The organism is Bradyrhizobium sp. C9, from assembly GCF_002532045.1.
Taxonomy (GTDB): domain Bacteria; phylum Pseudomonadota; class Alphaproteobacteria; order Rhizobiales; family Xanthobacteraceae; genus Bradyrhizobium.
On record NZ_NWTG01000003.1, the window covers coordinates 169,807 to 192,717 of the forward strand.

General features: G+C 58.6%; 16 protein-coding genes. 8 read left to right on the forward strand and 8 right to left on the reverse strand.

The genetic code is table 11. The features are described 5' to 3' along the window. Positions 1–32 precede the first annotated feature (32 nt). On the forward strand, positions 33–467 hold the full coding sequence (locus CO675_RS08450; protein WP_018269893.1) for a response regulator transcription factor: 435 nt from the start codon (positions 33–35) through the stop codon (positions 465–467). 325 nt (positions 468–792) lie between these two features. Here the strand turns inward: CO675_RS08450 and CO675_RS08455 are convergent, their stop codons facing one another. The 4 genes from CO675_RS08455 to glmS form a co-directional block, all read right to left on the reverse strand. Next, positions 793–2,982 carry a T3SS effector XopP-like protein gene (locus CO675_RS08455; protein WP_018269891.1) on the reverse strand — a complete coding sequence of 730 codons (2,190 nt, stop codon included), beginning with the start codon at positions 2,980–2,982 and terminating at the stop codon, positions 793–795. Between the two features lie 403 nt (positions 2,983–3,385). Further along, positions 3,386–3,715, reverse strand: coding sequence for a hypothetical protein (locus CO675_RS39840; protein WP_143278919.1), 330 nt, complete (start codon positions 3,713–3,715; stop codon positions 3,386–3,388). A gap of 204 nt (positions 3,716–3,919) precedes the next feature. Continuing rightward, positions 3,920–4,180 carry a hypothetical protein gene (locus CO675_RS08460; RefSeq protein WP_097671503.1) on the reverse strand — a complete coding sequence of 87 codons (261 nt, stop codon included), beginning with the start codon at positions 4,178–4,180 and terminating at the stop codon, positions 3,920–3,922. 402 nt (positions 4,181–4,582) lie between these two features. Continuing rightward, positions 4,583–6,409: a glutamine--fructose-6-phosphate transaminase (isomerizing) gene (gene glmS / locus CO675_RS08465; protein WP_097671504.1), complete on the reverse strand. Its 1,827-nt coding sequence runs from the start codon at positions 6,407–6,409 to the stop codon at positions 4,583–4,585. A gap of 1,476 nt (positions 6,410–7,885) precedes the next feature. On the opposite strand from glmS, the gene gmd reads away from it, so the two are divergent. Then, a complete protein-coding gene (gene gmd / locus CO675_RS08470; protein ID WP_018269887.1) occupies positions 7,886–8,971 on the forward strand; it encodes a GDP-mannose 4,6-dehydratase in 1,086 nt (361 codons plus the stop codon). After that, entirely contained in the window at positions 8,952–9,995 is a 1,044-nt protein-coding gene (gene fcl, locus CO675_RS08475; protein WP_018269886.1) for a GDP-L-fucose synthase, read from the forward strand. The genes gmd and fcl overlap by 20 nt, the downstream gene beginning before the upstream one ends. A gap of 250 nt (positions 9,996–10,245) precedes the next feature. Here the strand turns inward: fcl and CO675_RS08480 are convergent, their stop codons facing one another. From CO675_RS08480 to CO675_RS08490, 3 genes are all read right to left on the reverse strand, one after another. Further along, positions 10,246–11,385, reverse strand: a complete 1,140-nt coding sequence (locus CO675_RS08480; RefSeq protein WP_198964559.1) for an MFS transporter — start codon at positions 11,383–11,385, stop codon at positions 10,246–10,248. A gap of 736 nt (positions 11,386–12,121) precedes the next feature. Further along, entirely contained in the window at positions 12,122–13,012 is an 891-nt protein-coding gene (locus tag CO675_RS08485; RefSeq protein WP_016848000.1) for a sulfite exporter TauE/SafE family protein, read from the reverse strand. Between the two features lie 576 nt (positions 13,013–13,588). Continuing rightward, positions 13,589–16,690: an efflux RND transporter permease subunit gene (locus CO675_RS08490; RefSeq protein WP_026192289.1), complete on the reverse strand. Its 3,102-nt coding sequence runs from the start codon at positions 16,688–16,690 to the stop codon at positions 13,589–13,591. A gap of 759 nt (positions 16,691–17,449) precedes the next feature. On the opposite strand from CO675_RS08490, the gene CO675_RS08495 reads away from it, so the two are divergent. From CO675_RS08495 to CO675_RS08515, 4 genes are all read left to right on the forward strand, one after another. Beyond that, complete coding sequence (locus CO675_RS08495; RefSeq protein WP_018269883.1) at positions 17,450–17,671, forward strand: ATP dependent DNA ligase; 222 nt, start codon at positions 17,450–17,452, stop codon at positions 17,669–17,671. Positions 17,672–18,595: 924 nt separating this feature from the next. Next, positions 18,596–19,150 (forward strand): hypothetical protein, encoded by a 555-nt coding sequence (locus tag CO675_RS08500; protein ID WP_018269882.1) that lies wholly within the window; start codon positions 18,596–18,598, stop codon positions 19,148–19,150. A 1,030-nt stretch (positions 19,151–20,180) separates the two neighbouring features. Continuing rightward, the gene (locus CO675_RS08510; protein WP_016848005.1) at positions 20,181–20,558 is read left to right on the forward strand and encodes an NUDIX hydrolase; all 378 of its coding nucleotides are present in this window, start codon (positions 20,181–20,183) and stop codon (positions 20,556–20,558) included. A 647-nt stretch (positions 20,559–21,205) separates the two neighbouring features. Further along, entirely contained in the window at positions 21,206–21,484 is a 279-nt protein-coding gene (locus CO675_RS08515) for a hypothetical protein (protein ID WP_018269880.1), read from the forward strand. 26 nt (positions 21,485–21,510) lie between these two features. On the opposite strand, the gene CO675_RS08520 is transcribed toward CO675_RS08515, so the two are convergent. Continuing rightward, complete coding sequence (locus tag CO675_RS08520) at positions 21,511–21,699, reverse strand: DUF3606 domain-containing protein (protein ID WP_026192287.1); 189 nt, start codon at positions 21,697–21,699, stop codon at positions 21,511–21,513. Between the two features lie 105 nt (positions 21,700–21,804). On the opposite strand from CO675_RS08520, the gene ligD reads away from it, so the two are divergent. Further along, entirely contained in the window at positions 21,805–22,725 is a 921-nt protein-coding gene (gene ligD, locus CO675_RS08525; protein ID WP_097671506.1) for a non-homologous end-joining DNA ligase, read from the forward strand. Positions 22,726–22,911: the final 186 nt, after the last annotated feature.

The window sequence follows — 22,911 nt, forward strand, 5'->3', positions numbered from 1 at the left end:
TTTAACCGCGCAAGCCCACTTTTCGCCCAGGGATGGCTAATGCCTCGGCAGTCGCTAGTCCCGCGTCAGGAGGGCCTGTCTTGTCCACGCCTTTGATTTCTGTCGTTGATGACGACGCATCGGTCCGTGCGGCGACAGAGAACCTTTTGAAATCGCGTGGCTACGTCGTTCAAACGTTTGTGTCCGCCGAGGAGTTCTTGAGGTCGCCGCGGTTGAACGAAACCTCTTGTGTAATCACGGATGTGCAGATGCCGGTTATGAGCGGCTTGGACTTGCTCGCGGAAATGCGGACCCGTGGCTACGGTGTGCCATTCATTTTCATTACTGCCTTCCCCAACGACCGCGTGCGCGCCTCAGCCCTGAGCGCGGGAGCGGCTGGCTTTTTGGCCAAGCCCTTCGCCGGACATACGCTGATCGAGTACCTCGATGCCGCACTGGAGGAGAACGGCGGCGGCGGAAACACTTGAAGCGATCGACCGGCCGCCAACCTTATGTCTGATCTGAGCGCTTCGCGCGAGACACGATCCCGATCAACTTCTTGGAAGCTAAGCGCGCTGCCCTGTCGTTAAATTCCATGAAGTCGGGTTGGCGCTTTCCAATAGGGCTCATTGGACCCGTCACGTCGCCAACGACGAAGCCCACAGCGTCAGCGTATCTTCAACCGACGTGCCAGCAATCATCAGATCCCGAATCATGGTCGCCATGGATTCAGAGTTCTCAGGAACATGCAACTGTAATGCTGACCTAGATGAGCCAGAGCCACTCTTCGCGAAAAGCCTAATCAGTCTCAAATTATCTGACGTCGGACAGGCCACCAACTGCGTTGTTCAACAAGGACCTACAGAATGCAGGCGTGAGCTTGCCGCGGTGGATCACGACGTTTTCGTGCCCCATCGCGGCTCGCGCGCTCTGCCAGTGCCGATTGTAGCCGCGCTGTTCATTGGATTTTACATGGCAAGCGGCGAAGTCGGCGTCAGCCGCCGTCGCCAACTGCCACGCATGTACCGGCCGCTTCGTATGGATGTGCACCCACATCGGATTCGCCGCCGCACCGTTGCGCAGTGCCTTGGGCCGCAGCTTAATCTCGAACAGCGTCCCCGGATCGCCGCTCAACGCGCGCGGTGGATCCGGAGGCTCCAACTCCCCGGCCGCCCGCAACCGTTCAAGGTATTTCTGCGAGGGAAAGCCGTAGCTCTTCATGCAATCGATCATGATCGCGGCTCTTTGCCTCTTCAATGAGTTTGCCTGTCCCTGCACCTCGGAATACATCGCCTTGAGCCGGACTATCTTGTCGTGCACTTCGGGCACTTGCGCGGGCGTGAGCAAGCCACTTCGACGAGGCTCCTCCACCGCGGCTGCACAGGCTTCGATCTCGGCGGCCTGTCTATGGAGGCGCTCGACGACGATATTTAGGACGTGGTCGGCGTCCTCGGGTTTCATCTGACGCGCTTGCGAGACGGCGCTTTGCTGAGCGGGCAGATCGAACTGCAAAAGTTCGTCCAATCGCTTGAGCAGTCCCGTCAGCGCTTCTCTGGAGGGCGGAGCCTGCCACATCGTCAGGTTTCCGCTCTCCGACGATGACGCCCGCGCGCGGGCCTCCTCCGCGCTCGTGAGTTTCTTTGTACCCAGATCTGAGAGTACGATAACCTTGCGTGTTGAGCCCGTGCCAGCGTCGGACCCGGCGAGCTGCGGCTCAGCGCCCCCAGCTGTCGAACTCCCCTCGCCTGCGGCCGCTGCGCGCCTGCCTTTGCCCTTCCTGCGCGCTGCAGTGCCTTCGCCCACCCCGGCAGTATGTTCCGGCAGCACAGCCCAAGCCGGCGGTTCAATCGTGGCTGGCGTCTTTGGCTGAAGTGCCAGCAGCCGCATGACTTCGTCCGCTGTAAGCCACGCACCTTCCACTATCTGATCCAGCAATTCTAACCGAAGATCGGCTCCCGCTCCGGCGTCCGTCAGGCTGGCAACCATGCCGCTCACTCCTGACGCAAATTCCGAAAGCCGCTCCATGACTCCTTCCAGAACGTCGCGGTGCTCAGCGTCAAGCGGCGCTCCGTTGCGGTTCATCACGGCCTCGGCCGTCGAGGCGAATGCCGGAACAACATCCTCGATGAAGGTCCCGAGCAGACGCACCCGCCCGTCTCCATCGATAAGGGCGTCTCGCACGGCTGGTCCCAACCTGCTCGCTAGGGAGAGCTGCGCGAGAGTGATCTGCGATTCCAGATACTTGTACTTCGTATTGAGTGCATAGCCGGTATGCAGTCGTAGCGCGGCCTCTTCGGACTTCCGCAACTCGGGCGTGCTGCTTGGTAGGTCGGCAGTAGCCGCGCAGACGGACTGCATCCGCTCCGAGCGCAATGCCCTCTTTCTCCACCACTCCATGCAGTGCTCATAGTAGGGCTCCACGCCTGAAAGCACGCGGTTCAGCTGGTCAGGCGAAGCGGTGCGGATGATCCTGCCGAGCAGGGCTGCTGCTTTATGTCTGCTCTTCTCCAGGTCATCGAAAATCGCAGCAGCCACGGCGTTACATTCGTCGGCCGCGCCCAGCGTCTCATCGCGGAGCTGGCGAGCCCGATCGTCGGGCAGAATGCGCCCCGCCAAACCTGGGGGCAGAGCAGCGTAGTAGTCCAGAACTGCTAAGCCTGCCTTGACGACTTGATCGATCAGCTCTTGCCTCTCGGACAAGGTCCGGCCGCGCGTGGCTGCCCTACGACAAGTATTAAGGTCCTCAAGCAGGCTGCCCAACGTTCGCTTTGCTGCCTTAACCTCATCTCGTGTTGGCGCCGCGACATCCGAAGTTGGTTGCCGGTTCACGATCGGCGCGGTTCTATCTTGAGGCCCGGAGCGCATCCGCTCCACGACGGCGTCGAAAGATTGACTGCGTTCCCCAGGGACGAGGCCGAACTCCAGGCTCGAACTGCTCGATACCCCAGTGCTGTCGGCTCCTGCTCCAACGTGCGATTTGCCAGCTCGGCCGATGCCCGTCATATTTTATCTCCGATAGAAGAGTCGAGAATGCGCAGCCTTCCTGGTTAGACCGCTTCGCTGACGAGTAGCTGACCAAGAGCGTTTTTCCGGATGCGCAAGCCCATGTCGCCTCGGGTCCGCTTCCGTCGCAGCCGCTGTGTTGCTGAAGACAGCGATGCCGGGATGACCGCCTCAGCTGCGGGATCATCACCTGCAGTACATGACCGCAGCCTGAAGCGCGAATTTTTCGCGAGCGCGCTGGGGGCAGCACCCCGCCACTCGATAGCCTTGCATTGGGGGGGCATTTTCCTCTGGAAATTGCCCGCGATCGGCGCAGCAATGCGCGCGCGGACGTTTCAGGCGAAAACCCGTATGCGGGACATCGCGCATAATCTAGTGTCCTAAACCAGAAGTTCATGGCGTTTTAGGCCTTGGCTGACGCATTGTAAGCGCAGAAGCGTTCGATGGAGCTGAGAATGTCGTCGGCTGATTTGGTCCATCGGAATGGGCTGGGGTCGGCGTTGTGCTGTTCGATGAAGGACGTGATCTCAGCACGTAGCTCCGCCACGCTGCGGTAGATGCCGCGCCTGATTTTGCGCTCGGTGATGCGGGCAACGAAACGTTCGACCTGATTGACCAGGGATGAGCTGATTGCTGTCAGGTGGACGTGCCAGCGCGGTCTCTTGGCCAGCCAGTTTGGGATCAGCGGCCTCTTATGGGTTGCGTTATTGTCTATGACGAGATGAACATCCATATCGTCCGCACGGCGACTTTGATCTCATCAGAAACTTGCTGCATTCTGTGGCGCGTGGTGCCCGTAACGCTTGCCGATGACCCGGCCGGTTGCGATGTCGAGAGCGGCAAATAGCGATGTCGTGCCATGGCGCTTGTAGTCGTGACTGCGGCGTTCCACCTGACCAGGCCGCACGCGGAACGAGGGTTGGCTCCGATCCAGCGCCTAGATCTGCGGCTTTTCGTCGATACACAGCACGATGGCTCGCTCGGGCGGGGCCACGTAGAGGCCGACGACGCCGCGAACCTTGGCGACGAAGTCAAGATTGTTTGAAAGCTTAAAGGTCTCCAACCGACGCGGTTGCAGGCTGAAGGTGCGCCATATCCACTGTACCGTCGAGACCGACAGTCCACTGGCCCTCGCCATTCTGCGCGAGCTCCAGTGAGTGGCGTCGGGCGGTTTCGTCTCAAGGGTGCGGACGATCACTGCCTCGATCCGGGCTCTTCGATCGTGCGCGGCATCGCTGGTCGATCCAGGAAATCCGTCGCATCGCTATCAAGCTCGCTCAACGGCGCATCTCGATCGACCGTGTTCTCGCATGGTCGCTCTGGCGGCGAGCTCACCAGGCCGACGCACGGCCCGCTCACCTCAAACGAAAAGTGCAACTGTCATGCTAGACGTCCATCACGAATGAAGGCGGCCGAAAGTTCGCCTTTTCGGGCCATCGGATCGCCCTCCTTCCGAGGGTCAGTTGGCGCCGGACAGAGCCTACCCAGATCGTAGTCTCCATAATCTCCGCCAGGACGCGGTGGCGAGCCAGACTATTATCTGTCATGTTCTTGTATCGCAGAACTGCCGCTGGAGAGCACGTCGACGTTGCTGCGGTGTCTATTCAACAGTGACCGATTTTGCAAGATTACGCGGCTGATCCACGTCCGTCCCCATAACCACGGCGGTATGATAGGCCAGCAGTTGCACCGCGATGGCATAAACCATGGGCGTAAAGCTTGCTGCCATGTTTGGCAACACTATGGTCATGAGCGTATCCACCGTCGCGTCCGAGGCGCCCTTCGCATCGGTGATCAAAATAATGCTGCCGCCTCGAGCGGCCACTTCCTGCATGTTCGAGACTGTTTTCTCGAAGACGTCGTCGTAAGGCGCTATCACCACCACGGGCATGGTCTCGTCGACTAATGCGATTGGTCCGTGCTTGAGCTCGCCGGCGGCATAACCTTCCGAGTGGATATAAGAGATTTCCTTCAACTTGAGCGCGCCTTCTAACGCCAGGGGCGCCGATGTGCCTCGGCCGAGATAGAGCACGTCGCTCGACTTTGCGATATCACGCGCGAGCTTCTCGATCTGTGGCTCGACCAACAGCGCCGCAGCAATCAGCCGCGGCACTTCGATAAGCTCGCGTACGAGCTTAGATTCATCGATCTCGGACAGTATGCCGCGCTCCCTGCCTGCTGCGACGGCAAGCGCCGCCATCACCGCCAGCTGGCAGACGAATGCCTTGGTGGAGGCGACGCCGATTTCTGGACCCGCCAGTGTCGGCAGCACGGATTCGCTCTCGCGCGCGATCGTCGACGTCGGGACGTTGACCACGGATATCGTGTGCAGACCCTGGCTCTTGGCATAGCGCAACGCAGCCAGCGTGTCGGCGGTTTCCCCCGACTGCGAGATGACGATCGCGAGATCGCCGTGGCGCAGAGGCGCCTCCCTGTAGCGGAACTCGGAGGCAACATCGATTTCGACAGGCAGGCGCGCCAGCCGCTCGAACCAGTATTTGGCGATATAACCGGCATAACTTGCCGTGCCGCATGCCGTAATTGAGATGCGCTGAATGAAATTAAAGTCGAACGGTAGTGTGAGCGGCAGGGCTATGCGCTCGGCTGCCATATCGAGATAATGCGCCAATGTCTGCCCGACCGCTGTCGGCTGCTCGTGGATTTCCTTGGCCATGAAGTGGCGATAGTTCGCCTTGTCCACCAGGAGTGACGACACGCCAGACTTTGATGTTTCCCGATGCACGACAGCCCCGTCTTCGCCATAGATCATGCAGATCGTACGGGTAAGCACGGCCCAGTCGCCGTCTTCAAGATAGGTGATGGCATCAGTCAAGGGCGCGAGTGCGATCGCGTCCGATCCCAGATAAACTTCGCCGGTACCATGTCCGATCGCAAGGGGCGACCCCTTGCGCGCCCCGATCAAAAGATCCTCATGGCCTTTGAACAGGAATGCCAGAGCGAAAGCTCCGCGCAGTCGTGGCAGCGAGGCTTGTACCGCATCCCGCGGCGAGTAACCATTCTTGAGATACGATTCGACGAGATGCGCCACCACCTCGGTGTCGGTCTCTGAGCTGAAATGAGCTCCATTCCGCTCCAGTTCGGCCCGCAGTTCGCGGAAATTCTCAATGATCCCGTTATGAACGACCGCGACATTTTCCGTTGCGTGCGGGTGAGCATTGCTTTCGGTCGGTTTTCCATGCGTCGCCCAGCGAGTGTGACCAATACCGCTATGACCCGACGGCGGATAATCGCGCAGCCGCTCCTCAAGGTTTCTCAGCTTACCTTCAGCGCGCCGGCGCTCGATACGGAGACCTTCGAGCGTCGCGACGCCCGCGGAGTCATAGCCACGATATTCCAATCGTCTGAGCGAAGCGACCAATTGCCCAGCGACCGGACCACGTCCCAAGATGCCGACTATTCCACACATATCGATCAATGCAGCCCACGTTCAAGAAGCCAAATGTCCCCTAAAGGAGCATTTTCACGAAATTCGCGCGCCCGGTTGAGTTGCCTGTCACCGTCGCATTCACAGGCGTGAGTTCTATGTCTTTCAACCATCATCGCCTCGCCCAGCCACACTCCGTCTTTGGTTGTCCGCTATCGAGTGCAAGCTGCGATGCGGCCGCGAATGGCGTGACTGCTTCGAGGTGGGCTCTATATGCAGGCGCGCTTGCGCGGCTTGGTGCGGCATCTAACCCCGGCACAAACAGATCCGTTGCTCGATGGCGACGATAACAACCGGCGTCGCAACAAGCCCAGTGCGAGGATATATCGCGCAGGGCGTCAGACTTCATAGATTGAGGACATTTGAACCAGATCGACAGACCCGTTGTCTCACAGTAAAACGTCATGTCTTATTTGGCTCATCGTCACTAATGAGCCATTCACGGCTCTTCAGCTCAAACTCCCGAGAAACGCGCGGCGACGCGGCCGATCCGGTTAGCAGCTGGTGTGGGGGCACTGAGTCCCCTCACCTCACCGAGGGTCTCCACGAGAGGCTTGCACCGGCCGCGCTCCATTGGACAGAAGGATGCAGCCTCACAACACTCTTCACATGGCCGGGTGTCGACGTATTTACGCATCCGCTCTAGGCCGGCTTAAGACGCTCATCATACTTGGATGTAAGCTATACGATTGGCATCGAACACTCTATTGTACGAACGTAAGCTTTCGATATCGAAACGTTCGAAGAACTATACCGACGTTTGCTACTCTTCCTCATTTCGTCTTGCGTCTCCCGTGCACTTCCTACGCGAGCTGCACTATTGGCAGAAGCGCAGAGGTCGATGCCCCTAGCGACCAGATCGCGTGCTCTATTCGGAGGCGGGGCCGCTTTGTAGAATACGATATTGGTGTGTAGCTTCACTGTGTGCTGGCTTGCATGCCGTCATTCTCTATAAATGCGTCGACAACCGCGCTTCAGCACATCGCTCTATTCGGCCATAACCGAACCATGCAAATGGATACAGCATGTACCTGGAGATGGATAAGGAACACAGACCGTCGGCATCCGCCTCATAGGAAACATCGCTGGAGCAGCGCGTCTAACTTGGTTTGCGTGCACGGCGTTTTCGTCCAGCTCGTTTGCGCGGGTGTCAAGTGGGTCGCGTGTGTTAGCTGACGTTCTTTTTGACTATGGCGCGACTTCGCCGGACCGACGATGTCAATCGTCGTGACCTGCGCAGCAGTCATGCTACCAGTTGACATTCCAAACGCGCTGAATGGTACGGTCGAGAATAAATCAATGTATATAGTGCGCATTTCTACGTGAGGTGTATGACTAGAGTTGCGATCGCTTTCCTCTTATTGCGGGTGGTGCGCGCTTGCGCATCTAGATCGAGAAGGGGCTCCGCAAATCGCGTTTCGAAAGGGCGCCCTCGTTCCGGCGGAACTAAGAGAAACAATGGCGGCTCAGGACTCAAAGCGGCGCGTTGCGCTGATCACCGGCGTCACCGGGCAGGACGGCGCGTATCTCGCCGAATATCTGCTCGGTCTCGGCTACACCGTGCACGGGATCAAGCGGCGGTCGTCCTCGTTCAACACCGCGCGCGTCGACCATCTCTACCAGGACCCGCATGCCGGCAACGTGCCGTTCCTGATGCACTATGGCGACATGACCGATTCGACCAATCTGATCCGCCTGGTGCAGCAGATCCGGCCGACCGAGATCTACAACCTCGCCGCCCAGAGCCACGTCCAGGTCAGTTTCGAGAGCCCGGAATACACCGCCAATGCCGACGCGATCGGCGTATTGCGCCTTTTGGAAGCGATCCGTATCCTCGGCATGGAGAAGGAGGCGCGGTTCTACCAGGCCTCGACCTCGGAGCTTTACGGCCTCGTGCAGGAGGTGCCGCAGAAGGAAACCACGCCGTTCTATCCGCGCTCGCCCTATGGCGTCGCCAAGCTCTACGGCTACTGGATCACGGTGAACTACCGCGAGGCCTATGGCATGTTCGCCAGCAACGGCATCCTGTTCAACCATGAAAGCCCGATCCGCGGCGAGACCTTCGTGACGCGCAAGATCACCCGCGCCGTCGCCCGCATCGAGGTCGGCCTCGAGAACAAGCTCTATCTCGGCAATCTCGACGCCAAGCGCGACTGGGGCCACGCCCGCGACTATGTCGAGGGCATGCACAGGATCCTGCAGGTCGACGAGCCCGGCGACTTCGTGCTCGCGACCGGCGAAACGCGGTCGGTCCGCGAGTTCGTCGAGCTGGCGTTTGCCGAGGTCGGCCGCAGCATCGAATGGCGTGGCAAGGGCGTCGAGGAGGTCGGTATCGACAAGGCGTCCGGCAACACCCTGGTGCAGATCGATCCGACCTATTTCCGCCCGACCGAGGTCGATCTTCTGATCGGCGACGCCAGCAAGGCGCGCGCCAAGCTCGGCTGGACGCCGAAGACGCCGTTCGCGCAGCTGGTGAAGGAAATGGTCGCCAGCGATCTCGTCGAGGCCAGGCAGGACGCGGCCAATGGCAAGCACGGCGTTTGAGCTGAAGGGCAAGACGGTCTTCGTCGCCGGCCATCGCGGCATGGTCGGCTCGGCGCTGATGCGCCGGCTGGCGCGCGAGGAGGCCGATCTCCTGACGGTGTCGCGCAGCGAGGTCGATTTGCGCGACCAAACCGCGGTCAACGCCTGGTTTGCCGCGAAGCGGCCTCAGGCTGTATTCCTCGCCGCCGCCAAGGTCGGCGGCATCGTCGCCAACAACACGCTGCGGGCCGAGTTCCTCTACGACAATCTGGCGATCTCGAGCAACGTGATCGAGGCGGCTCACGCCAATGGCTGCGAGAAGCTGATGTTCTTCGGCTCGTCCTGCATCTATCCGCGCCTGGCGCCGCAGCCGCTGCGCGAGGATTCGATGTTGACCGGCCCGCTGGAGCCGACCAACGAGCCCTATGCCATCGCCAAGATCGCCGGCATCAAGATGGCCGAGGCCTATCGCAGCCAGTACGGCGCCGATTTCATCAGCGTGATGCCGACCAATCTCTACGGTCCCGGCGACAATTATCACCCCGAATACAGCCACGTCGTCGCCGCGCTGATCCGCCGCTTCCACGAGGCCAAGGTTTCGGGCGCCGGCAACGTCGTGGTGTGGGGCACCGGCACGCCGCGCCGCGAATTCCTCTATGTCGACGATCTCGCCGACGCCTGCGTCCATCTGATGAAGACCTATTCATCGCCCGAACTGGTCAATATCGGCACCGGCGAGGACATCACCATCGCCGAGTTCGCACTCATGGTCGCGGCCGCCGTCGGTTTTCGCGGTGAGATCAGCTTCGACACGTCGCGCCCGGACGGCACGCCGCGCAAGCTGCTCGACATCAGTCGTCTGGCCAGGCTCGGCTGGCATGCCCAGACCTCGCTGGAAGATGGCATTCAGCTAGCGTATCGGGCATATCTCGCCGACAGCAAATGGACGGCACTGCTTGTCCCCGACAAGTGGCGTAAGCAGGCCCATCCGAGGATCCGTGCACGGGTATCACCTAGCTGGCCCCGTCGCTCGCGTAACGATTAACTTTGCCCCGCGTTGCCCAACGCTCTTCGTCAGCAGCGCTCGGTTGGACGTTCGATTCATCCAAGTGACACGCACATCCTAGCTACGGTTCAGCGAGCCAACTCGCAGGAACAGAGGAATGGTTGTGATCGAGAGTGCCGTTTTGCTGCTATCAGGTTGAGATCTGATCGACTCTCAGCCTTGAACGCCGGCGCCGCAGCCGATCATTGGCTCGAAACGTGCCGGTGTCCTTTTCCTCTCGATCGGCGGCCTAGCGAGGTTCGGCCATAACCATCCGCGCCGACAGCGTGACGATGCACATGAGCGCGCCTAACATGCCGAACGCAAAAGGCAAGCCGGTCATGTGTGCGACGAGCCCGATGCTGGCGGGACCCATCAGTATACCGGCGTAGCCAGCTGTCGTGATGACCGCGATTGCAACGCCCACCGGCATCACCTTCTGTTTGCCGGCGCGGCGACACAGCACAGGTACAACATTTGAAATACCCAATCCAATAAGCAGGAACCCCGCCATGGCAATCACCGCAACCGGCGCGGCGACCACAGCCAGGAAGCCTATCATGATTGGTAGAGTTCCGAGCATCAATGTGGCACGGTCGCCGATTCGCTCCACTACGGCATCTCCGCCGAGACGTCCCGCAGTCATCGCGATGGCGAAGAGCATACAGCCAAGACCTCCATGCGCCTCAGCGAGAAGATCTTGCCCAACGAGAAGCAAAGCGCTCCAATCAAGCATTGCACCTTCGACAAGAAACGTAATAGCCGCGAGCGCAGCTATTAGCACCACGCTGCGATGGGGCAAGACAAACACTGGCCCCTGCTGCCTTACACTCGTCGCGGTCAACCGCGGCCAGGCCGACCCAATCGCGATCATCATAAACATCGAACAGACTAACGTCGAAAAAAGCGGACCAAGCTGAAGCGAAAGGAACAAAGTCACGGCGGCAGAGCCGGTGAATTCGCCGATGCTGTAATGGGCATGGAAGCCGGACATCAATGGACGGCCGGTGGCGCGCTCCAGTTCAATCGCATAGATGTTCATGGCTACATCGATCGCCCCCAGTGAAACGCCGAACGCAAACAGCGTGGCACCGAGCGCAAGAGGTGTTCCGGCGATAGCAAGCCACGGCAGGATAAGCGCGAGGCCGAGTCCACCGACGAAGATAATGGGCTTGCTGCCGTACCGCGCATTCGACACGCTGGTCAAAAGCATAGCGAGAACGGATCCCATTCCGAGACAGAGCAGCAGAAGACCGAGCATGCGGTCATCTACCGCGAGCCGCTCCTTGGCGAGCGGCACCAAAGGCGCCCACGCCGCGAGGCCAAATCCGGCAACAAAAAACGCAAGCCGCGTCCCAAGCAGGCCGGCTGCCCAATTGGCAGATGGTATCACAGGCACTCCTGAGAGAACGGGCTGGTGAGCGCGGCGCCCCTCATCCTGTGTGCGCCGCCTGCAAGCGGTCCGATGATGGCCTCACGTTGACATTTTTCATCCCTGCAAATGCGATGCCATCGCAAAAGCTCGAGCCACTCCCGGAGTGGCAAGCGTCAACGCGGAATGATCGTCAAGCCCCGGACACCGGTTTGGCCTATCTTTCTCGGATAGCTAGCCGTACGAAGGACACTAGTCTTTGCTTGTTTCCGACGGTTAGAGGCGCAACAGCTCGAGTTGCCTTTGTCGCAAAGCGCACAAAGCCGACGGCACCCGGACCTTGCGTTTACTTCGAGAAGAACACCACAGCTCGCGTGAACACGGCCGTCAGCTCCCCGGCAGCATTTGCTGTCAATCTGGAAGCTCTCACAAAACGCAAAGGCGCTGCGCTACGCCTGAGCTCAATACACGAACATTCATGGAGGACCGGAGCTGACCGCGGGGAACTTCTACGCTATACCGGGGCATCGGATCGCGGCAGATCATCCGAACGTGACGGAAAATCAGAGCTGCGATTCCAAATTCCCGGTGTCGGAGCGCTGGGTTGTGATGGAGCAATCAACCAAATCCTCCCTGCCATTTATGTTGGCGCCAGAAGGGCAGCATCGGCGTCGCGTGCAGTCATCAATTACCTTTGCTATCTGGTTAGGTCCAGGAAGCGTGCGTTCGATAGCGAGCTGGTCGCCGGCATCCCTCAAGCGCTTATATCCGCGGAGCGCCGCGACTGTCGTTCTGACCAGGTCGGACTGTGCGTGGTAACGAATGAGTATAGCAAGCAAAAATCGATCAGTATTGTCGCCGTCATCACGCTGTAAGCCCAGCCGTTCTGCACGAGATCGAGCTCGATCAACACCCGTGACAGACCGAATCCCACGATCCAAGCATCAAAGCTCATGCAAATGCGTCGAAACATCTCCGGATCAAGCCGCCGAATGACGTAGGATCCCAGCGGGATGCCGAGCAAAACACTGGGTATAAAGGCATAAAGCAGGCTGCCGCTTTCGGAAATGAAAAGGCCGAGCTTGTAGTAGACAAAGGCAGTCGCGCTCGATTCCACTACGCGAACCAGGGCAAGACCGGCGCGAAATTCGTTTTTGACGAGGCCCTGGTTGTTAAACAGCATGGCCAAAGGCGGGCCAGAGATAGTCGTCACCGAATAGAGGATGCCCAGCATCGACCCGAATGGCAGACCGATCAGCCAGCTCGCTTCGATAGGGCGGCGCCAGCCCGCGGCTTGCAACAAGATCAGGGGCAAAATGATCGTGTACGTGGCGAATTTGATCCAGCCCGGCTGCAGTGAGGCCAACGCATAGCCCCCGAGCGCAATGCCTGGCAAGAGCCCAAGCAAGATGGGAAACACTCGTCTCCAAACCGCCGGCACACCCTTCAGATTGATGAAGAGAACGTAAACGTTGACGAAGACTTCGATGATAACAATGGCCGGGTTGAGAATGCGATTGGGGTAGAAAACCAGCGCAAGGGGTACAGTGAGCGACGAAAAACCGTAGCCAATGGCTCCATTTACAAAGGCCGCAAAACAAGTTGTTGCGGCCAAAAATAGCATAGCACCATCAAACTCAGGCATTTACTTAACCTTCCTAGTCCGGAGCGCGTCCGATCACACGTCAGCGAATCAGACGTGGACATTGGTCATCAGGATTGCGGCAGATTCCGCCCTCGCTTCGCAGCTCCGGCGACCTTCACATTGGCTTTTGGCCGTGGCCAAGCGCGCTAGTTTCTCTTATTATCGACTTCGGTTGTATGAAGCTGCGTTGTACTTCCCCTACCCGACCGCGATCACTCAGCTAATACGTGTCAGTCTATTTTTCGGCTGTCGATCGCTGGTTTTCGTATCGAAGCCATGACTGCGGCGGTCGTAGATGCGAGGGGCCCCTGACGACCAGTTCCGAACGGTCCCCAGTGGACTTGAACTGTCGGCAACTAAACCCTAAGGTCGTTGCAACCCAGAGGTCGTCGTTTTCAACTAGCAATGCGAGGCGCTCAGACGGGAGTAAAGCAATTCGCTCCAGAGACGTTGGGATAATAGCAACATCACCTTTTCAGCGTTGACAAGTTCTTCGCCGGCCGCCTGACGCAGCGGTCGGCGAACAACGCCCTATCCGGAGCAGCAATCGAGCGAACGCGGATTGATTAATCGTTACTATTTGGCCAGCTGGACATCAGCAGCGCCGGTGAGTTCAACCTCTGTGCCGTTCTTCCCGTGACCGGCGCTCGCGTCGGCTCGGTGATCGGACGCGATTGCGACATAGACCGCCGGCAGCACGAAGAGAGTGAAGAGCGTGCCGATAGACATGCCAGCGACGAGCACCAGCCCGATCGAAAAGCGACTCGCGGCGCCAGCTCCCGTTGCGGTCAACAAGGGTATGAGGCCCGTGACCATCGCCGCCGTCGTCATCAAGATTGGACGCAACCGGACGCGCGCCGCCATCTCTATAGCCGAGCGACGGTCAAGTCGCTCCTTGAGCTGCAGTTCATTGGCGAACTCAACCATCAAGATGCCATGCTTGGAAATCAACCCGACCAGCGTTAGCAGTCCGACCTGGGTGTAGATGTTGATCGTCGCCCAGCCCAAAAATAGCGGTATCAGGGCGCCGACGATTGCCATCGGCACGCTGATCATAATAACGAGGGGATCGCGCAGACTTTCGAACTGCGCCGCAAGCGCCAAGAATATGACGATAAGGGCAAACGCGAAGGTAATGGCCAGTTGGTTACCCTCGTGCACATATTGCCGGGCGTCGGCAAGGAAGTCGTGGCTGAAGCCTGCGGGCAGTTTCTTTGCCTGCGCTTCCAGGAAGTCCACGGCCTGACCGATCGTAACGCCGGGCATCGGCACGGCTTGAAAGGTCGCGCAGTTGAGCTGGTTGTAGTGCGTGAGTGCGTTCGGATCAGTCGCAGTCTCCACCGAGACTACGGTAGACAGCGGAAGCATCGAACCTTTCGCGGTCTTCACATAATAGTTTCCGATCGCTTCCGGGGCCAGGCGTTGCTCGCGGGGCACCTGCGGAATCACTTGGTACGAACGGCCTTGCAGATTGAAGTGATTGACGTAGTTTCCGCCAAGTAGGGTGGCGAGCGCGTTACCAATATTCTGCATGGTGATGCCAAGATCGTTGGCCTTCGATCGATCGACCTTGATTCGTACCACGGGCTGATTGAACTCGAGGTCAGAATCGCTGACCATGAACAGACCGCTTTTGCGCGCGGCATCCTTCAGGTTCGACATCTGCTCATAGACGGATTGGAAACCTAGCGTCGAATTGATCACCATCTGCACTGGTAGCCCGTCCGTGCCTCCCGGAAGCGACGGCAGGCTAAACGCAAATGCGTTAATACCTTCGATTTTGGACAGCTCGACCTGGACAAGGGACTTTAGCGCGATCGATGACCGCTTGCGCTCATCCCAAGGCTTGAGCAACATGCCGGCCATCCCTCCCCGCGAGCCGCTAGTGCCGTTGAGCACGAAGCTCAAATCGGTCTCGGGAAACTTCTGAAACGCCTTTTCGAGCTTGGCGCCGTAATAGTTGAGGTAGTCGATGTTGGCGTATTTCGGCGCTTTGGTTAGCGCGAATACAATCCCTTGATCTTCCTCCGGCGCGAGTTCCTTGGAAGTGTGCATATAGAGAAAACCGACGAGACCCAGCATGGTCAGGGCGAACAGCCCGGTAATCGGACGATAGTCGAGCGAGCGGTCGAGCTTGCGTCCGTACCAGCGTGTCGTGGCGCCAAACACGCGGTTCACAACTCTTGCAAACCGCCCCTTCTCAGCGCTCTTCAGGCAGACCGAGCACATCATCGGCGACAGCGTCAAAGCGATCACGCCCGACACGATCACCGCCCCCGCCAGCGTAAACGCGAACTCGCGGAACAGCGCGCCGGTGACGCCCCCGAGAAAACCGATGGGCGCGTATACGGCGGCCAACGTAATCGTCATGGAGACGACGGGGCCCACGATCTCGCGCGCGCCTCTCGCAGCAGCCTGGAGGGGCGGCGCACCTTCTTCCAGATGGCGATGAACGTTCTCCACCACGACGATCGCGTCGTCGACCACGAGACCGATCGCGAGTACCATCGCAAGGAGGGTAAGGAGATTGAATGAAAATCCCAGCGCCAGCATCATGCTGCAGACACCGACGAGCGACAACGGAATGGTAACGACGGGAATGATTACCGACCGCAGCGAGGCCAGGAATAGAAAGATGACCACCACCACTATCACGACGGCCTCAATGAGCGTCTTCTCCACTTCATCGATCGACGATTGAATGAATTTGGTGGAATCGTAGGCCACTTTCATCTTCAGTGCCGGCGGCAGGTTACGTTCCATTTCTGGAAACAGCGCCCGAACACCTCGCACTATGTTTAGCGGATTGCCCTGCGGGCTCGCCTGGACACCGATGAAGACCGCGTGCTCGCCGTTCATGGAGACGCTGACGTCTGTGGTCTGCGCGGCAAGCTCGACTGCCGCAATGTCCTCCATGCGTACAAAGCCGCCGTCATTCGCTTTGACGACCATGCGCTTGAAGTCATCGACACTCCGCAGGTCGGTGTTTGTCGTGACGTCGGAGATGGTGAAATAGCCCTTGGTCTGACCGGACGCGGCCTGGAAGTTGTTGGCGGCGATTGCGGCCGAAACATCTGCCGGCGACACGCCGTGCCCCGCCATTTTCGCAGCATCGAGCCATAGCCGCATCGCAAAACTTTGGCTGCCCAGGATGTCAGCCGCCGCAACGCCGTCGACGGTCGACATAACCGGTTGCACGACGCGCGAGAGATAGTCCGAGATCGCGCTGGCCGTCAGTTCCTCGCTGGAGAAGGCGATGTACATGACAGCGGTAGCCTGACCGCTTGACTTAGTGACGACCGGATCGTTCGATTCTTTCGGGATTAACGATTTGACTGAATTGACCTTAGACAGCACCTCGGTGAGTGCCTCGTTGGGATCGAAATTGAGCTTGATGTAGACTTGGATCGTCGACGCACCGAGCACAGATGAGGAAGTGACATAGTCGACGCCCTCTGCGGAAGCGACCGCCTGCTCCAGAGGAGTGGTGATGAACCCCTGGATCATGTCGGCGGAGGCGCCAGGATAGGAGGTCGTGATATTGACGACCGTGTTAGACAGTTTGGGATACTGCCGGATTGGCAGAACAGCGGCCGCGCGAAGGCCGATCAGCAAGATCAGTAGACTGACGACGATAGATAAAACCGGACGCTTGATGAAAAGCTCTGTAAATGTCATCTCGACTCGCATTCAAAGAGGGTGACGCAAACTCGCTAGCGAGTCGCGCGACAGCCATCGTTATTAAAGCGGCAACTGCGGCCAGGCCCCTGCTATAAGCGAAACTGAAGTGGCCGCTCTAAAGACTCGTATGTTCCCAAGCAGAGGCTCAGCCTTCCGCTTCTTCCATTCTCGCTGCTTATGATGAACGCCGACCCCGCTTGGCTGAGTGCGATCTCGAATAGGGAGCGCCTTCGCAAGATAAGACCCAAGTCCTTTTTGCGCGTAATCAGCCTGAGGTCCGCCTCAGGATGTGGAGGTGGGCTCACGTGCTTCCATTTACTCTCGTGCTCAAGTCTGAATGGAGCGCAAAACCGTCTAGGTGAATCGCGTCAGTTCAAGGCTTCGACCCGTTCGATCGAATGATTCAGCTTTGAAATCGAAAGTATGGAAAACCTGGCAGATGCTCAACTCTACAAAGGTAAGCGGGTGATATCGCATGGGCTGCAAAGCCTATACCAAGGTTTGTTCTCGGTCCGACTCAAACTTCCACAGTATTCCCCCAGGCGGGTCGGGCGACGGTCCCGTCTTGTACGCGGCCTCGTGCCACTCAAGCTTCCTCTTGGGCTTTCTCATCATCCTTAGGTCGGCTCGGAAGCGATCGACTGCGCCACTCGTTTTGCTCGAGGCGTGATGCAAATCTCATCTCGAAGGACCTAATCCGCCCACACGATCGGGTTGTAAAAGCCGACATGCACAGAATTGACTCAGAGAGTCCGCGTGCAGGCGATATGCTCACGCATCATTGAGAGCTTTGCGCTGGACGGCAATGAATGTGGCGACATTTATGTTGGCCGGCGTGCGGGTGACGAGATGTTCTACGCCGGCAAGGTCGACCACGGCTTCGACAAGGCCTCGGCCACCGATCTCCACAAACTACTGACGCCGCTGATCCGCAAGACCCAGGCCCACACCAAACGCATCGAGCATGAGGCGATCTAGGTTGCGCCGAAGCTGTTCGTCGAAATCGAGTAATCTTGTCAACTGCCGAAGGTAAGGGGCGACATTCAGCTCTTTCATGGTGTCGGGGAGGATCCATCATTACCTCACCGCGCTGCAGCTTCTGCAATGATACCCGCTGGCTCCGGGAGGTGAATCCGGCTCAGCCATACAAAGACCACACGCCTGCATGCGCTTCGCACTGTCAGGATGCCGCGTCCGGTCTGTTGCAAACCCGACGATCACGGCTTTGTCCCGCCCTCACCGCAAGAATTCAAGCCGGATCTGTATCGGCGCTAGCGCGCCTACTCATAATTCGCCGTGTTCGCTTTACCACTAAAACCAGTCATCGCCGGGCGATCAGGGCATGTCGGTGATGGGCGATGAGGCGACATCGCGAGCTATTTTTGATTTTGACGCGACGAACTTCTACGAATTTCTTTAAACATGCGTATTCAGATTGGTACGTTGCTTGCTTTGTTCAGGACCTCATCATCCACGATTATCTTCTGAGCGGACCTGCGTCGCTGCAAATGCAAAGTCAGCCCGGAGATCGCCGTGCGGCGAAACTATGGAACCGATGTAGACCGGGGTGTCGGTCTAAATAGCAGACTGCAGCGCAAAGGTGGCGATGCTGAACTGCCAGTCGAGGGGAGCCGTTGCAAAGGCCGTCGTGACTTCTGGTAAGTCCATCGTTGTACACGATAACGCCATTGACCCCGTCATTTCACGCGCACGACCTCATTAAACTTCACGTCTGATTCTGATCTAGAATGATGAGGTAGAACATGCAAAGGCGTGGCGCGGTGGTCGACCAGCCACTGAAATGAAATCAGGTCGTTCTTTAGTGCGTCAGAAGGGACCTGATTCGTTCTCACGATGAACCGTAGTTTGCTTCCGGAGCGTAGCTGAGGAGATTGGGGCGCAATGACGTGTATTGTTGGACTGGTTAATAAAGGCACTGTTTACATCGGTGGCGATAGCGCCGGTTTGGACTCGAACTACTCTCTCGTCGTCCGCAACGACAGGAAGGTATTCCGGAGCGGTGATTTCGTCATGGGCTTTACCAGCTCATTCCGGATGGGACAGCTTTTGGCGTTTGGCTTCCATCCTAACAGGCCGCGCGTGGGTGTCGATGTGATGACTTACATGGTCACCGACTTCATCGACGCCGTGAGAGCTCGAATGAAGTATGGCGGCTTTGCTAGGACGAGGGATTCTGCTGAATACGGCGGGACGTTCCTTGTCGGCTACGCCGCCCGGCTGTTCCATATCTCGGACGATTACCAGGTTGGAGAATCGGTCCATGGGTTCGATGCGTGCGGATGCGGTAATGCGATAGCGCTCGGCTCGCTGAGATCAACACGCGACTGGAATGACCCCAAAGCACGCCTCCTTGAAGCTTTGGGCGCCGCCGAGACGTTCAGCGCGGGTGTCCGCGGGCCGTTCTATTTAGAGCAGACGGATTGCACAAATAATTGAACGATCCTTATCGTCCTCAGCCTATCCGACGACGTCATACGTGCCAGCCTGAACCTGTGTGCAGTTGAATTTGCTTGAGTGAAGGTGTTCCTGGGCAGTCATTCAGTTTAATTGCGGGTGATCTCCGCATTGTTGGACCGACCTGCATCTTAGCCAGAAAGTCCCTTGAGCATCGAAGTCCATGTGTTCGACTCAAAGTCGTGTCTTTGTCTCATCGTCCATGAGGGACAGTTACCGTCATCAGACCTTGTTCGGAGCAGGGCCCATTACGGCACCGGCTGGGGCTCGAAATGAGACGTTTTCACAAATCCGATATATGCCGTGATGACCACCATGAACAGCATCGCCGCGCGGCTGTGCGGTAAGCAGATCCGCGTAACCGCGGCGACCTTCGCTGTACCGGAGCCAAACCGGAAAACATAAGTGATAAGGAGAGCAGCCCGAACCAAGGCGACCTTACCTGGGTTTGCATATGGTTCCGTGTCCGTCTTTTATCGTTAATTCGCCGTAGCAAGCAATGTGATACTTGCGTCCCACAATAGGCATCTCGTCCGCTTGAGAGAATGAAGGCACGTTAATCGAGAGCTTCTTTACGAGAACTTCCTCGTATCCACCATCTCTCTCCAAGATCACGCGCCATTTCCACTCCCCGCCCGGGCTTTCGTCTGCCATTGTGTTGTAGCGGAGTCGGATCAAATTGCTCATCGAGAGTACCTGAAGACCATGTCCGATACGAGAGGTAGAGAAAATCTATCGCCGTCGCCGAATGAGAGGCGAGCGGCTTGCCCAACCGAGAACGCCTGGCCGATGCCAGCTTGCTGTTCCTTAAAGCAGTTCAAAACTTAACTGCTCAATGATCTTTCTCCAAGACATACGAACGTTTGCGCGATAGATCGCTCAGGATCATGCAAGCTCGGCCCCACATCGTGATAGTCCTTTTGTGAAGAGAAGGAACGCGGTCCGCGTCACTGCTCTTAGCGGCCCAAGCGGCCTAAACAGATCTCGGATTGTGAAACCGATTTGAGGGGTTATGGCGAAATCCTCAAAGCTTGTCGTTGCGAAGAACGGGCGTGCGCTTCTTGTCAGACGCCGTCGCGACGGGCTCTGGATGTTTCCGGGCGGCCGCAAGCGTGCCGGTGAGAGTGACAGGGCGTGCCTTCGTCGAGAGGTTGCGGAAGAACTTCCGAAAATCAAACTCGGACCGTTGAAGCTCTGGAAGGAAGTGAAGGGCACGAACCGCCGATCTGGGCGCAAGATGAGCGATGCTGTTTTCGTGGCTAAGAAAGCGTCCGGCCAATTGAAGATTGGTGACACAAAGGAGATCGACAAGGCGGTCTGGCGCAAGCCGCGACGGATCAGGCTAACGCCGACGTCCCGCTACATTCGGGACAAGCTGTTTCCCAAGTGAACAATAGCCGGTTACTTGCACGTTGATTTCCGCTCAAGGCAACAAACTTCGCCGCATCGCATATTGGCTCTTACCATCGGACGGGATTACCTTCTATCTCTTTGTGAACTTGATCTCGATGCGCGACGAGACTCGCTCTTAGAGCTCGGTCATAGGGCCGCAGGCCCGACCAGGCGCGCCAGGGCGCATCGCCTTAAAGAGAAATGGCTCCCGCAGGAGCGTGAGCATAGCGACGCCGAAGGCGGCACGCGGGACCGAGTGCAGCGACGAGACCGGTTAAAAGGTCACCCGGGAACGGGGCAGTGATAGCGACGCCGGCATACTTCATGACGGCGGGCCCCTTTCCCGAGTGCCCCCGGCGAGGAGCTCCGCATCTCTTTGCGCGAGGGATCGAAGCCGCACGGCGGCCGATACGCAAAGCGGCTCGGTTCACGAGAGCCCGGTGCGGCTCCGGCCGCACGCGCCGACACAGTGAGAGACCTGAGTGTGCACGTGATGCAGGCAACCTTGCGAGAACGCCTGGCATTTTCACGGTAGTCGCAAAATAGGGGAAACCTTGTCCTCTGTTGACTGGGAATCCCAGCCTTGTGCTAGCAGCCGGAACAAACGACGGGCCACAGGATTCGTCGTATTCGGAGTCTATTTCAATGCTGATGACCATTGAGCGAAAGCCGACAACACGGACCCTGCGCGGATGGGCGATCCAAGTGCTCCAGGAAGCGGGCGCCATCCGCGAGTGCGAGGAGCACGGTTGGATGCAGGACCGCGCCGATCCGCATGCACGAGAGCGCGCCTTCGATATCGCCCGCCAGGACCCGCCAGCAGACGTCTCCCCTCACGCAGCGGAGGCCGCGGTTCGCGATGTGCTGGACTCGATTGGTGATACCTGCCCAGAATGCTCCCCCGACGAGGAGGGCCGGCGCTAAACACCGACGCCCACCCCTCCTCGACCTCAGCGGCCTAGCCGCCTTTCCACCCGCTTCCGCGTATTGCCGACCTTTTTGACAGCCTTCTTCACCGCCGACGCCGACTTTCGCCTCTTCTTCGCCTCGTACTGCACTTCATAGTCCTGCCCGCCGGCCACCCGTGCCCGGTCCTGCTTTCGCCCGCGCGCCGTCTTCGACTTCTTCGCTGCCGCCATGGATACCTCCTGTTCGTGGCGTCGAGGCAACGCGACAAGGATTCGCAGGTTCCGGAACGATTCGAACTGTGCCAATTTGAATCGCCTGTAGCGTGGAGTTCTTCAGTGGCGTTTCAGCGTAAAATGCCGGCGGCCATCGGCGTCAAGGCGCCCTTCCCCGGCTTCATCGAACCGGCCCTGGCCACCTCGATCGAGAAGGTGCCATCCGGAGAGCGCTGGATTCACGAAATCAAGTTCGACGGCTACCGTGTTCAGGTCCATCTGGCCAACGAGACGGCGAAGATCTTCACCCGGCGCGGCCACGATTGGACGCATCGCTTCAAGAAGGTCGCTCATGATGCCTGGCGGATCAAGGCGAACTCGGCGGTGGTGGACGGCGAGATCGTGGTACCTGCCGCCGACGGCACGACCGACTTCTCGGTCCTGCAGAACGAGCTCAAGGGCAAATCGAAGAGCATCGTGCTCGTCGCGTTCGATCTGCTCTATCTGAACGGCCGGGATATCCGGAAGCTACCGCTCTCTCAGCGCAAAGCCGAACTCAAGAAGATCCTTGGCGGCACCGACATCCAGTTCAGCGAAAGCTTCGAGATAGACGGCCGCGAGATGTTCGCGCACGCCTGCAAGCTCGGCCTTGAGGGTGTCGTCTCAAAGGTCCGGGGCAGCGCCTATCCGACGGGACGGACGAATGATTGGGTCAAGAAGACCTGCGTACAGCGTGAGACGCTGACCATTGCCGGTTTCGCACTCGATGGGACGAAGTGGGACGGCATCTACGTCGGCCGGCGCAAGGGCGACGATCTGGTCTACGCCGGCAAAGTCGACCACGGCTTCGACAAGGCCTCCGCCGCCAATCTCCAGAAACGGCTTAAACCCCTCATCCGAAAGACCCAGCCTTATACCAAGCGCATCGGTCACAAGGGCATCTGGGTCGAACCCAAGCTTCTGGCCGAGATCGAGTATCGCGCGAAGTCGGCCGAGGGAAAGGTTCGGCACCCGTTTTTCCGGGGCCTGCGGGAGGACCTGTGATGGATGCGGTTCGATCGCTTCTGGCAGTGGGCGAACAAGCCCCCCGAAAGTCCGCTGACGATTTCGGCGAGCTGCATCAAGCGGTCATGGAGCTCGCTCCCGAGCACCGAGGGGACCGCACCACGGTGAACCGAGCCGCAGCGCGCGCACCAGACCCCGAACGATGATCGCTTGACGGCAACCCTT